This is a genomic window from Altererythrobacter sp., from assembly GCF_050299635.1.
Lineage (GTDB): Bacteria > Pseudomonadota > Alphaproteobacteria > Sphingomonadales > Sphingomonadaceae > Erythrobacter.
Window position 1 is genome coordinate 47,622 of record NZ_JBNKWF010000012.1, and the last position, 12,237, is coordinate 59,858.

At 62.1% G+C, this 12,237-nt stretch carries 12 protein-coding genes and 1 pseudogene; 5 read left to right on the forward strand and 8 right to left on the reverse strand.

The genetic code is table 11. The features are described from left to right. Positions 1-8 precede the first annotated feature (8 nt). Genes ACQY6C_RS08265 through ACQY6C_RS08280 form a run of 4 tightly spaced genes read left to right on the forward strand, consistent with a single transcriptional unit; the run spans position 9 to position 2,808 of the window. Entirely contained in the window at positions 9-971 is a 963-nt protein-coding gene (locus ACQY6C_RS08265; protein ID WP_427967503.1) for a GNAT family N-acetyltransferase, read from the forward strand. A 50-nt stretch (positions 972-1,021) separates the two neighbouring features. After that, positions 1,022-1,342: an acyl carrier protein gene (locus ACQY6C_RS08270; protein WP_427967389.1), complete on the forward strand. Its 321-nt coding sequence runs from the start codon at positions 1,022-1,024 to the stop codon at positions 1,340-1,342. 6 nt (positions 1,343-1,348) lie between these two features. Continuing rightward, entirely contained in the window at positions 1,349-2,035 is a 687-nt protein-coding gene (locus ACQY6C_RS08275; RefSeq protein WP_427967392.1) for a hypothetical protein, read from the forward strand. Beyond that, positions 2,032-2,808, forward strand: a complete 777-nt coding sequence (locus ACQY6C_RS08280; RefSeq protein ID WP_427967395.1) for a hydrolase 1, exosortase A system-associated — start codon at positions 2,032-2,034, stop codon at positions 2,806-2,808. The genes ACQY6C_RS08275 and ACQY6C_RS08280 overlap by 4 nt, the downstream gene beginning before the upstream one ends. On the opposite strand, the gene ACQY6C_RS08285 is transcribed toward ACQY6C_RS08280, so the two are convergent. The 8 genes and pseudogenes from ACQY6C_RS08285 to ACQY6C_RS08320 form a co-directional block, all read right to left on the reverse strand. Further along, a complete protein-coding gene (locus tag ACQY6C_RS08285) occupies positions 2,805-4,001 on the reverse strand; it encodes a class I SAM-dependent RNA methyltransferase (protein ID WP_427967398.1) in 1,197 nt (398 codons plus the stop codon). The genes ACQY6C_RS08280 and ACQY6C_RS08285 overlap by 4 nt on opposite strands. Next, the gene (locus ACQY6C_RS08290; protein ID WP_427967401.1) at positions 3,998-5,392 is read right to left on the reverse strand and encodes an NAD(P)H-hydrate dehydratase; all 1,395 of its coding nucleotides are present in this window, start codon (positions 5,390-5,392) and stop codon (positions 3,998-4,000) included. The genes ACQY6C_RS08285 and ACQY6C_RS08290 overlap by 4 nt, the downstream gene beginning before the upstream one ends. Next, positions 5,389-5,727 (reverse strand): hypothetical protein, encoded by a 339-nt coding sequence (locus ACQY6C_RS08295; protein WP_427967404.1) that lies wholly within the window; start codon positions 5,725-5,727, stop codon positions 5,389-5,391. Before ACQY6C_RS08295 ends, ACQY6C_RS08290 begins: the two co-directional genes overlap by 4 nt. Further along, on the reverse strand, positions 5,724-7,580 hold the full coding sequence (ilvD, locus tag ACQY6C_RS08300; protein WP_427967407.1) for a dihydroxy-acid dehydratase: 1,857 nt from the start codon (positions 7,578-7,580) through the stop codon (positions 5,724-5,726). Before ilvD ends, ACQY6C_RS08295 begins: the two co-directional genes overlap by 4 nt. Positions 7,581-7,713: 133 nt before the next feature. Continuing rightward, a complete protein-coding gene (locus ACQY6C_RS08305) occupies positions 7,714-8,448 on the reverse strand; it encodes an N-formylglutamate amidohydrolase (protein ID WP_427967410.1) in 735 nt (244 codons plus the stop codon). Then, on the reverse strand, positions 8,445-9,254 hold the full coding sequence (locus ACQY6C_RS08310) for a 4-(cytidine 5'-diphospho)-2-C-methyl-D-erythritol kinase (RefSeq protein ID WP_427967413.1): 810 nt from the start codon (positions 9,252-9,254) through the stop codon (positions 8,445-8,447). Before ACQY6C_RS08310 ends, ACQY6C_RS08305 begins: the two co-directional genes overlap by 4 nt. Next, a complete protein-coding gene (locus ACQY6C_RS08315) occupies positions 9,254-9,751 on the reverse strand; it encodes an endonuclease domain-containing protein (RefSeq protein WP_427967415.1) in 498 nt (165 codons plus the stop codon). The genes ACQY6C_RS08310 and ACQY6C_RS08315 overlap by 1 nt, the downstream gene beginning before the upstream one ends. Further along, a pseudogene (locus tag ACQY6C_RS08320) lies at positions 9,751-11,398 on the reverse strand (4Fe-4S dicluster domain-containing protein). Before ACQY6C_RS08320 ends, ACQY6C_RS08315 begins: the two are co-directional and overlap by 1 nt. A gap of 83 nt (positions 11,399-11,481) precedes the next feature. On the opposite strand from ACQY6C_RS08320, the gene ACQY6C_RS08325 reads away from it, so the two are divergent. After that, a complete protein-coding gene (locus ACQY6C_RS08325; protein WP_427967418.1) occupies positions 11,482-12,231 on the forward strand; it encodes a uracil-DNA glycosylase family protein in 750 nt (249 codons plus the stop codon). Positions 12,232-12,237: the final 6 nt, after the last annotated feature.

A 12,237-nucleotide genomic window follows, 5' to 3' on the forward strand; every position in this document is an offset into this window, starting at 1 on the left:
TGTCAGCGATGAGCTACCACGAGACGGTTAACGTGTTGCAAGGGCTGTGTCAGCCTGCGCCGTCTCCTTTTGAACGGTCGGAATGGTTTGCGTTGCTGGCCGATGCCGGGCTCGCGCCGCTCGTTGTGCTTGCCAGCGATGGTAAAGGCGACGCCGCGCTTGCCTTGACAGAAGCGAATGGGCGGATCGAGCCACTGCGGCACTGGTACAGCTTTACCTGGCGGCAATTGGCACCCGAGGGGCCGCGTGGGGACGCGCTGCTGACCGATATGGCACGGCAATTGCGCGGCCGTTCACATCGCGTGACGTTATGGCCTGTACCTGACGAGGATGGCTCCGCGACACGCCTTGCAGCCGCTTTTCGATCAGCAGGCTGGGCCGTGCGCCGCGAGCAATGCGATCACAATCACGTCTTGCCTGTCGAGGGCCGCAGCTTTGCCGAATATTGGGCGGAGCGAGCTGGCCGGATGCGGACAACCCTTAAGCGTAAGGCGAAGAAGGTTGATGTCGAAATTCTGATGCAATTCAATGGAGATATCTGGGATAGTTACGAATCGATCTATGCCGAGAGCTGGAAGCCCGAAGAGGATCAACCGGCCCTGCTTCGCCGCTTCGCCGAGGATGAGGGTGCAGCTGGCCGCATCCGACTGGGGATCGCCCGGCACGAGGGCGTTCCGGTTGCCGCACAGTTCTGGACTGTCGAAAATGGCGTGGCTTATATCCACAAGCTCGCTCACCTCGAAAGCCACAAGCAGCTTTCCGCCGGGACGACGCTAACCGCGGCATTGTTCGAGCATGTCATCGACAAGGATCGCGTCGATCTGGTCGACTTCGGCACCGGCAACGATCCCTACAAGGCGGACTGGATGGAGCAGGTGCGCCCGCGCTTCCGGATCGATTGCCTCGATCCGCGTCAGCCGCGTAGCTGGCCGCAGCTCGCCAAACGTTGCTTGACGTCGCTTGCACCATAATCCACCCAACGCTAAGGCCTGCGCCCGCTGAAACAGGGGAATTTTGCTGCATGACCGGTCAAACCGAAGCCAGCGCAAATCATCAAGGGGGTCATGGACTTGGCCCCAGCCGCGCCAGCATCGATCGTGAACTCAAGGCGGTGTTGTGCGATGTGCTCGGCCTCGATCCAGAGAATGTCGCAATGTTTGATGCGGACACCGGCCTGTTCGGCCATATTCCGGAACTCGATTCCATGGCAGTCGCGGGCTTGCTGACCGAAATGGAAGACCGGCTCGACATCCTGATCGAGGATGACGATGTCGACGGTGAAATGCTTGAAACCTATGGCGGTTTGCTGGCATTTGCCGAAGCCAAGGTCATCGAAGGCTAATCTGCATTGCGGGTAACGAGCTGGTCCTGCAGCCTGCCTGATGGAAGGCGGAGCGATGAGCTCGCCGTTCATTTCGACGAGGGGCGTCGGTTCCGCTTGCTGGTCCTGCCCGCACTGTTCGATGAAGCGAACAAACTGCGACGTCAAACCGTCGAAGTGATGCGGCGGCTTTCGGAACGCGAAATCGACAGTATCCTGCCCGATCTGCCGGGCACGAATGAGAGCTTCGCTCCGCAGGCAGAGCAAACATTCAATGACTGGAAAGACGCGGCAAGGCAGGCAGCGGCACATTTTGGGGCGACGCATGTGCTCGCTTGGCGCGCGAGCGCGCTGATTGCTCCTGACGACATGCCCGGATGGCGCTATGCCCCGACCAGCGGCGCAAAACAGCTTCGCTCGATGTTGCGTGCACGGACAATCGTTGCGCGCGAGGCCGGGCAGGATGAAACCATCGCCGGCCTGCAGGAAATGGCCCGCCGCGAAGGGATCGAGCTGGCAGGATGGCAGCTTGGTGCGCAGATGTTTGCGGCGCTGGAAGCTGCCGTTCCTGTAGAGAGCCCAATCCAGACGGAAATCGCCCAATCCGAAATTGGCGGAGCCGGACTTTGGCTGCGTGCCGAACCTGACGAGGACCGGGATCAGGCAATCGCCCTTGCCACCTTGATCGCCGATGCTCTGGAACGGCAATCGTGACCAGGACACATCTCCGGTTCCCTTGCGGCGACGACAATCTCGCCGGAACGCTTGACGAGGCATCCGGCACGAGCGGACTGTTGATCGTATCGGGTGGGAACGAGATCCGCTCAGGTGCTTTCTCCGGCCAGTCGCAGCTGGCCGCTGCAATCGCGCAAGCGGGCTATCCGGTCTTTCGTTACGACCGGCGCGGGATAGGCGACAGCGAGGGTGAGAACCGTGGGTTTCGCGAATCCGCCGAGGATATCCTCGCGGCGGCGGCTGCCTTTCGCGCCAACGCGCCGCAAATGCAGCGCCTGGTCGCTTTCGGCAATTGCGATGCCGCCAGCGCGCTCATGCTGTCCAAAGGCAACATGATCGACTTCCTTCTACTATCCAATCCCTGGACGATCGAGGAGGATGACGGCGCAATGGCGCCCGACGCGGTGCGTTCGCGCTATGCGGAGAAGCTGAAGAACCCGAAGGAGTTGCTCCGGCTCGTCACCGGGCAAGTCAATCTTGGCAAGCTGATGCGCGGGATCAAGCAGGCGCTTGGACCCAAGGCGGAGCCTACCACGCTGGCGCAGGACATGGCCGAAGGGCTGGAGCAGGCGAGCAAGCCATTCCGTATCCTGCTGGCAGAGAACGACCGCACGGCGCAGATATTCGATGCGCAGTGGCCGGGAAATGCAAATGGCGAGATTCGCCGCTGCAAGGGCGCCAGCCATGCCTATGTAGAGCCGCATGCGCGCCAATGGTTGTTCGACCAGATTCTGGACGTGCTACGCGGCTAGCGCGTGAAACAGCTGGTTAGCTCGACATGGGTGGACCAGCGGAACTGCCCGACCGGGCGCAGTTTCTCAAGACGGAATCCGGCATCGGTAAGGCGCTTGGCGTCGCGCGCCCAGCTTGACGGATTACAGCTGACATAGACTACGCGGCTGACGCTGCTTTCCGCGATCTGCGCAACTTGCTCCTTCGCCCCAGCGCGCGGGGGATCGAGCAAAACGGCGTCAAAACGCCCGATTTCGTCAGGCTGCATCGGGTTCCGGAACAGGTCGCGATGCATGGCGTGGACCGGTTTACCGCTCGATCCTGCCGCCGTTTTGCAGGCGAGATGCGCATCGCGCGCTGCCTCGACCGCCAAGACCTTGGCCGGCCCTGCCAAGGCAAAGGCAAATGTGCCGAGCCCGGAGAACAGGTCCGCGATGGTAGATGCACCTGCAAGCCATTCGCTCGCATCCACGCACATCACCTGCTCGGCATCGGTGGTTGCCTGCATGAAGGCACCGGTGGGGAACGGGACTGAAACGCCCCCAAGAGTGACAGAGAGCGGCTGAGGTTCCCACATGGTCTCGGCACCATAGCCTTGGTCGAGCGTCAGCCGGGCAAGGCCATTCTGTTGCGCGAATTCCAGCGCGGCTTCGGTCGCGGCGAGTCCTTCCAGTGCCAAATTCCTGATGCTGCAATCGAGCCCCTGATCGGTCAGCGTGAGCGCCACGTCGATGGTGCCCTTGCCGCCATGATGCGCAACAAAGTGCCGAAGCGGATCGACCAGCGCGAAGAGTTGGGGTGCGACCACATGGCATTCGGCCAGATCGACAATGCGATGCGATCCGGCTTCGCGAAAGCCGACCACTGCGCCGCGCTGCACCTTCATTGCGTGAAGTGTCGCCCGGCGGCGACTGCGCGTGGGCGAGAGGTGAGTTTCGAGGAGCTCGCCAATCGCTATGCCCTGCCCCTCCGCTGCGTAAGCAACGCGCTCGGTCACGAAAGTGCGCAGCGCATCCTCATCGACATGCTGCAATTGGCATCCGCCACATGAGCCATAGTGCTGACAAGGAGGCGCGGCGTAGTGCGGCCCCGGCGTCACGCTGCCATCGGCTTCGACAGTATCGCCGGGTGCGGTGCCGGGCACATGCTTGCCATCTGCCGTCACGCCATCGCCTTTGGCGGCGATGCGAATGATTTTTGAAGAGTCGTTCACAATGCGGCGGCGATAGCGCCACTCACCGCGCGTGCAAGATCATCTGCGGTAAAAGCCGGGCCGACCTGCCGCGCGGCTTCGCCATGAAGCCAGACCGCTTCGCAGGCCGCCACGAACGGGTCCGCTCCAGTCGTGAGGCGGCTGACAGCAATTCCCGCCAGCACGTCGCCCGTCCCGGCGGTCGAAAGCCAGCTTGGCGCAGGTGGAGCCACAGCCAGCCTTCCGTCCGGCGCCGCGACGAATGTGTCCGGTCCCTTGGCCAGAATCACCATGCCGCTCGTCTGGGCGAGTGCCTGAGCGCGTTTCTGCCGCCCGGACGCCACGACGGAGAAGCTGCGGCACAAGGTTTCGAGTTCGCCGTCATGCGGCGTTGCGATGTAAGTGCCTGCTTCGCGCAGCATGCCTGGCGTCAACAGCACCAGAGCGTCCGCATCGATCACGGTCGGGCGCTCTTGCGCCAGGACGGCTTTGAGGCACTGTTCGCCCTCGCCGCCACGCCCCAGCCCCGGACCGACCAGCATGGCGTCAATCCGCCTGTCAGCCAGCGCTTCACTGAGCGGCGCGTCATCAACCACCAGCCCGGCAGGCGCGGTGGCATGCGAGTGGGGCGAATGCAGCTTCACATAGCCTGCCCCTGCCCGCATCGCCGCCTCGCTGGCGAGTTGCGCTGCACCGGGCATTCTCCCCGCAACAATTGAGCAAAGCCCGCGGCGGTATTTATGCGCATCGAGCGCGGGCGGCTCGACAGAGGGCCTGCCGATAGCCAGCGCTGCGCCCTTAACGGATTCTACGCCGATCGGAACGAGCTTCAGCTCGCCCAATCTGGCGCGCGCAGGAAGCACCCAATGCGCAAACTTCCACGCGCCCAGTGCTATGGTCAGGTCGTATTCGGGCAAGCGATCATTGAGCAGTGCGCCGCTGTCGCTCTCGACGCCTGAGGGCAAGTCGACGGCGATCAGCATGTGGTGCCGGGCGGCCAGATCTCTCAGCAGCAGAAGATGTTCGGGCGAAAGCGCCCGCGTCAGGCCCGATCCGAACAGGCAATCGACCAGCACATGTCCATGCGCATCGCCGCCTGATTGAGCGACTTTGCCCACGTAGGCTTGTCGCGCATGTTTTGCTGCGCTGGTCTTGGGTTCAATCGGCGCAACCACATGGACCGTCAGCCCGCGCCGCCGCAGCGTTTCGGCGATGACGTATCCGTCACCGCCATTGTTTCCCGGCCCGCAGAGCACAGTGACAGGCCGTTCAGCCGCGACGCGCCAGACCCAATCCGCTGCTCCCTTCCCTGCGATTTGCATGAGTTCGTCAACGCTCGTTCCGGCGTCGATCAGCACCTGCTCGGCAGCCTGCATCTGCGCGACCGTTAGGATCTGGCGGGAAGGTGTCATTGGACCGGCTTGGTCGGCAGGCGATAGCGATCATCGCCAACCGTCACTTCGAGCATCCCGCCCATAAGTCCTTGAATGACGTCCTCCGCACCGTCCGCGCTGGTGACACCGGCTCCGCCTGGCAGCACGTTGAAGCGGCGGAAACCGCCGTCAGGATGCCACACCACGATCTGGTTATCGGTTTCGCGATAGTCATAGATGCAGACGGGCACGAACTCCGCCCCTGCGCCCAGCGCGCATTCGATCGGATCACCTTTTGGAGGCTGCGTTTCTTCACCCGATGAGCACGCCGCCAGCGCGCCCAAAGCAAGCAGCGAAGCAGCCCTGCGGATCATCCGCGCGTGATCCGGGAGATGTCTCGCACGCCCCCGCGCGCCGCTGAGGTCGCCATGGCGGCATATGCCTTGAGCGCGGCCGAGACCTTGCGTTCGCGCGGTGCGGCGGGCTTCCAGGCGTTGTCGCCCCTGGCTTCCATCGCGGCGCGGCGCTGCTCCAGTTCCTCATCGGAAACCTGCAGCGAGATCGTGCGGCCCGGAATGTCGATCGCGATTGTGTCACCTTCTTCCACCAGAGCGATGGCGCCGCCCTCCTCCGCTTCGGGAGAAACATGGCCGATGGACAGGCCCGACGTGCCACCGGAGAATCGCCCGTCGGTCAGCAAAGCGCAGGCCGCGCCCAGCCCCTTCGACTTGAGGTAGCTGGTGGGATAGAGCATTTCCTGCATGCCCGGTCCGCCGCGTGGACCTTCATAGCGGATCACGACCACGTCGCCCGCCTTCACTTCGTCACCCAGGATTGCTTCGACAGCCGCGTCCTGGCTCTCATAGACCTTCGCCGTTCCTGTGAATGTGAGGATGCTGTCATCGACGCCCGCAGTTTTCACAATGCAGCCATCGCGCGCGATATTGCCATAAAGCACTGCCAATCCGCCGTCCTGGCTGAAAGCGTTTTCGGCATTGCGGATCACACCTGCTTCGCGGTCGAGATCGAGCGCTTCCCAGCGGCGGGACTGGCTGAAGGCAGTCTGCGTCGGCACGCCGCCCGGTGCGGCGGCGAAGAACTCGCGCACCTTGTTGTTCTGCGTGCGGCCGATATCCCAATCGTCCAACGCGTCGGCCATTGTCGGGCTGTGCACCGTGGGCAGCGCGGTGTGGAGCAGGTCGGCGCGATCAAGTTCGCCCAGGATCGCCATGATCCCGCCTGCGCGGTGCACGTCCTCCATATGGACGTCGGCCTTGGCAGGCGCGACTTTGCTGAGGCAGGGCACGCGGCGGCTGAGCCGGTCGATGTCTTCCATGGTGAAGTCGACCCCAGCCTCATGCGCGGCGGCGAGCAGATGCAGCACGGTATTGGTCGAACCACCCATCGCGATGTCGAGCGACATGGCGTTTTCGAATGCTTCGAAGCTGGCGATGGAACGCGGCAGCACGCTCTCGTCGCCTTCTTCGTAATAGCGCTTGGCCAATGCGACGACGAGGCGCCCTGCCCGTTCAAACAGACCCTGCCGGTCGGCATGGGTCGCCAGCATCGAACCATTGCCCGGCAGGGAAAGGCCCAATGCTTCCGTCAGGCAGTTCATCGAATTGGCGGTAAACATGCCCGAGCAAGAGCCGCAGGTTGGGCAGGCGTTCTGTTCGATCGCGGTCACTTCCTCGTCGGAATAATGCTCGTCCGCGGCAGCAACCATGGCATCGACCAGATCAAGCGCGACTTCCTTGCCTTTCATCACGACTTTGCCCGCTTCCATCGGTCCGCCCGATACGAACACCACCGGGATATTGATCCGCAGCGCGGCCATCAGCATACCCGGCGTGATCTTGTCGCAATTGGAGATGCAGACCATCGCATCGGCGCAATGGGCATTGACCATATATTCCACGCTGTCAGCGATCAGGTCGCGGCTCGGAAGCGAATAGAGCATGCCGTCATGCCCCATCGCGATTCCGTCATCGACAGCGATGGTGTTGAATTCCTTGGCAACGCCGCCGGCAGCCTCGATCTCGCGTGCGACCAGCTGGCCCAGATCTTTCAGATGGACATGGCCCGGCACGAATTGCGTGAAGCTGTTCACCACGGCGATGATCGGCTTGCCAAAATCGCCATCCTTCATACCCGTGGCACGCCACAATCCGCGTGCGCCGGCCATGTTGCGGCCATGGGTGGTGGTACGGGAACGATAGGCGGGCATTCGGTAACTCCGGTTTCGGATCAGCAGGCGTTACGCGCCGCTGTGGCAGCAAATTTACTGTAGCAGAAGGCCTGCGCGAAAGAGAATTTCTTGGAAACGTGCGAAATAGCCTTCGCCAGCTGGAAAACCGGCATCAGGTTTCGTTCTTGAGCGCGAGATCGACCCGGCCAGCGACATCGGCCACCATCGATGCCCAACGCGACTGATCGGCACGTGTCGCGATCAGATCCTGCCGGATTTCCAGCGCGAGGTAAAAGCGCCCATGCGCTTCGGCATGGCGGTTCATGGTCGCATTCAGTTCCTTGCCGGAATAAGGTTCGTTTTCGCCTACCATCAGCCCTTGTTCGCCAAACAGGCGGATTGCGTGGCGGGCCGCGCGATCATCCTCATTGTAAAGCAGCGCGACTTCCCACGGCCGGTGCTCGTCGCTCGATGCGAGTTCGGGCGTGAAGCTGTGCAGTGATACGATCAGATCCGGCTCGATCGCTTCGAGCCACTTTTCCAGGGCCTCGTGATAGGGGCGGTAGAAGCGCTTGAGCCGGGCTTCGACATCGGCGCCGATATTGCCGGGGATGAGGTGCCCGTCGCTCGTCGTCGGAACAACGGCGGGGTGGTCTTCTTCGCGGTGAAGATCACACACAAGGCGGCTCAAGCAAGCGAGATGCGCAGGGATTCCATAGCGGCGAGCCATCCGCTCGGCCACGCCCTCGACCCCGATGTCGAGTGCAATGTGCTCGTTCATCAGATTGGCCGCTACGCCCAGCGGGATGTCGGCGGGCACGAAGTTGGACGCGTGATCGGCCACGCAAACAATTCCGCCATGTTTGGAGGTCCCGACATGGCGATACGGCTTTTCGTCAAGAATCATCTTAAGAAACCAACCATTTGCCACCAATCGGGTTCCTGTGCGGCAATAGCATGGGCGGCTTCGTCGCGCTGCTGGGCGGTTTCATAGAGGGCAAAGCAGGTCGCGCCGGAGCCGGACATGCGCGCCAGCCAGGGTGACGTATTACGCAATGCAGCGAGCACATCGGCGATTTGCGGACATAGTGAGATGGCAGGTGCCTCCAGATCGTTGCGGCCATTGCGGGCGATCTGGCTGGCCGGCCCATCGGGCAACGCGCCACGGTCAATATCATCCCAGGCCTTGAACACCGGGCCGGTGGCGAGCGAAATGCGCGGATTGACCAGCAGCACCGGGGTTCCGGTGAGATCGCTTTCGATCATATCCAGTTCGGTCCCGGTCCCGCGCCCGATACAGGTCTCGCTGAGGACGCATGCGGGCACGTCCGCGCCCAGCTTGGCCGCCCGCTCGCGCCAGTCATCGGGCCAGCCGTGAGTTCGCTCGACCAGTCGAAACACGGCCCCGGCATCGGCCGAACCTCCGCCCAGTCCCGCCGCGACCGGCAGGCGCTTTTCCAGCTCGACTGCTAGCCCTTCCGCGCGCGGCAATGCGGTGAGGGCCTTTGCGGCGATATTGCCGAATGGATCGTCGAGCGCAGCGGCAAACTCGCCGGAAACGGCAAGCCTGTCTTCTGGCGATGCCCGCGCGACCAGATGATCGCCGTCATCGACGAAAGCGAACAGCGTCTCAAGCTCGTGATAACCGTCCTCGCGCCGCCGCCTGACATGCAGCGCGAGATTGATCTTGGCGTAGGCGGTTTCGGTTAGCATCAATCCTCCCCAATCTGGGGAGGGGGACCATCCGCAGGATGGTGGTGGGGCACAGGCGTGTTCGAGCCGGGCATCGTCACACGCTCTGTACAAAGCTCCGAAATCCGCACAACAACGGCTTCGACGTCATTCAAGACCATACGTGCCGGGATTCGGGTCGTTGCTATACCTTGGGAGCGAAGCCAGGCAGACCGTCGCCGATCCCGCTTCACAGCAGGTGCGCTGTCATGTGCAAACCCATCAATTTCGAGCGCTAGCTTTGCGACAGAGCAATAGAAATCGAGAATGTAGTTTCCTGCGGGATGCTGGCGACGAAACTTGAACCCACCGGGGCGCTTGCGCAATTCGCGCCACAAGACAATCTCTGGAAGGGACATTTCGCTGCGCAGCTTGCGCGCCAGTTTGAGTGTGTCGCGAGGTCCTGTAATCATGAAGGTGCCCCTCCACCACACTTCGTGTGGTCCCCCTCCCCGTTCCGGGGAGGATCTCTTCTCCATCACATATTCGGATAGTTCGGGCCGCCGCCACCTTCGGGCGTGACCCAGGTGATGTTCTGGTTCGGGTCCTTGATGTCGCAGGTCTTGCAGTGGACGCAGTTCTGCGAGTTGATCTGGAACTTCATGCTGCCATCGTCCTGCTCCAGCCATTCATAGACCCCGGCAGGGCAATAACGGGTGGAGGGCCCGGCGAAAACGCCCAGCTCGCTCGTCTTCTGCAGCTCCATATCCTTGACCTGCAGATGGCAGGGCTGATCCTCGGCATGGTTGGTATAGCTGAAGCTGACCGAAGTGAGCCGGTCGAAGCTGATCTGGCCGTCAGGCTTGGGATAGTCGATCGGCTGATGCAGGTCGGCGCGCTGCAAGGCCTCGAAATCGCGGTGATGCTTCATACTGATCGGCAGACCGATCTTGAGCGTCCGCATCCACATGTCGAGCCCGCCGATAAGCGTGCCCAGCTCACCGCCGAATTTGGCAACCGCAGGCTCTGCGTTCTTCACCAGCTTGAGTTCGTCGGCGATCCAGCTCGACCGAACCGCCGCATCGTAATCGCTGAGTTCGCTGTGCTCGCTGCCCGCGCCAATGGCTGCAGCGATGCTTTCGGCGGCCAGCATGCCGCTCTTCATGGCGGTGTGATTCCCCTTGATCTTGACACTGTTGAGGGTGCCCGCATCGCAGCCGATCAGCAGGCCGCCGGGGAAGTGCCAGCTTGGGCACGCTCTGCCAGCCGCCTTCGTTGATGGCGCGCGCGCCATAGGCGATGCGCTTGCCGCCTTCGAGATATTCGCGGATCGCGGGATGCTGTTTCCAGCGCTGGAATTCCTGGAAAGGCGAGACATAGGGGTTCTTGTAGTCGAGCGCGGTGACGAAACCGAGCGCGACTTGCCCGCCAGCCTGGTGGTAAAGGAACCCGCCACCCCAGCTATCGCTTTCGCTAAGCGGCCAGCCCTGCGTGTGCAGCACGCGGCCGGGAACGTGCTTGTCGGGATCGATGTCCCAAAGTTCCTTGATTCCGATGCCATAGACCTGCGGCTCGCAATCGGCCTCAAGGTCGAACCTGGCCTTCATCTGCTTGGTCAGATTGCCGCGGGCACCCTCTGCGAAGAGCGTGTATTTGGCTTCGATCTCCATTCCGGGCTGGTAATCGCCCTTATGACTGCCGTCTGCGGCAATACCCATATCCTGCGTAATAACGCCGGTGACGGCACCCGCGTCGTTGAACATGACTTCGGCGGCAGGGAAACCGGGGAATACCATCACGCCCAGCGCTTCGGCCTGCTCGCCCAGCCAGCGACACAAATTGCCGAGCGAACCGGTGTAACAACCATGATTGCTCATCAGCGGCGGCATCATCAGATGCGGCATCGAATATTTCTTGTTCTTCGTCAGCACCCAGTGCCAATTGTCCGTGACCGGCGTTTCCGCCATCGGACAATCCATGTCGCGCCAGTCGGGGAATAGCTCGTTCAGTGCCTTGGGATCGACCACCGCACCCGAAAGAATATGCGCGCCGATCTCCGATCCTTTTTCAAGGACGACGACTTCCAGTTCCTCGTTCAACTGCTTGAGCCGGATCGCCGCAGAAAGGCCGGCAGGCCCTCCGCCGACAATCACGACATCGCATGGCATGGATTCGCGTTCGCTCATGGTGCATCGTCCCTCAGAAATATCGGTGCCCAAAACTCTCACATGCCTTGATTGCTGCGCGGGGGAAGGTCAAGACCTGCAACGTGAACACACCGGGCGGAAATTTGATAGGCGGCGCAGATATTGCCGCTGCGTTTGAGTGGTGGCGCAATGCGGGCGTCGACCTCGAATTTTCCGATGACGTTACGGATTGGCTGGCCGAACCTGTTGCCGAGGAGGAAGTGCGGGCTCCGGCGACGGCGAAGACTGCGGAAGTGCAACCGGTCGCTCCAAAAAAAGCCGATCTGCTTGGGCCGAACCCGCCGCAGGATCTTGCCGCGTTCCGCGAATGGTGGCTTGCCGCGCCGGGACTCGATGCGATCGGTCCACGCGGACGCATCCCGCCGCGTGGCGAAGCGGGCGCGAAACTGATGATCCTGGCTGTCGATCCCGAAGAGGAGGATCGAGAACACCTGTTTTCCGGGCCGCAGGGGCGGCTGCTTTCGCGCATGCTTGGCGCGATGGGCGTGGCCGAGGAAGAGACCTATCTTGCCACCGCCCTGCCCCGTCATACACCGCTCGCCGGGGGTGAAGCGCTCCTGTCTGCAGGATATGGCGAAGTCCTGCTTCACCATATCGCGCTCGCCCGTCCGGAGAAGATTCTTGCGTTCGGGGCGAACATCTTGCCGCTTTTGGGGCACAATGCGGCGCAAGGCGCTAAATCTTTACGCGAAATAAACCATGAGAAGGGAAGTACACCACTGATGGCGTCTGAGGGGCTCGACAGCCTGTTGGCAATGCCAAGGCTCAAGGCCCGGTTCTGGCGCAGGTGGCTTGAATGGACGGACGATTAGCAATGA

Coding starts and splice junctions, on each gene's coding strand:
- ACQY6C_RS08265 (WP_427967503.1), top strand. CDS start 9: ATGAGCTACCACGAGACGGTTAACGTGTTGCAAGGGCTGTGTCAGCCT.
- ACQY6C_RS08270 (WP_427967389.1), top strand. CDS start 1,022: ATGACCGGTCAAACCGAAGCCAGCGCAAATCATCAAGGGGGTCATGGA.
- ACQY6C_RS08290 (WP_427967401.1), bottom strand. CDS start 5,392: ATGACACCTTCCCGCCAGATCCTAACGGTCGCGCAGATGCAGGCTGCC.
- ACQY6C_RS08295 (WP_427967404.1), bottom strand. CDS start 5,727: ATGATCCGCAGGGCTGCTTCGCTGCTTGCTTTGGGCGCGCTGGCGGCG.
- ilvD (WP_427967407.1), bottom strand. CDS start 7,580: ATGCCCGCCTATCGTTCCCGTACCACCACCCATGGCCGCAACATGGCC.
- ACQY6C_RS08305 (WP_427967410.1), bottom strand. CDS start 8,448: ATGATTCTTGACGAAAAGCCGTATCGCCATGTCGGGACCTCCAAACAT.
- ACQY6C_RS08310 (WP_427967413.1), bottom strand. CDS start 9,254: ATGCTAACCGAAACCGCCTACGCCAAGATCAATCTCGCGCTGCATGTC.
- ACQY6C_RS08315 (WP_427967415.1), bottom strand. CDS start 9,751: ATGGAGAAGAGATCCTCCCCGGAACGGGGAGGGGGACCACACGAAGTG.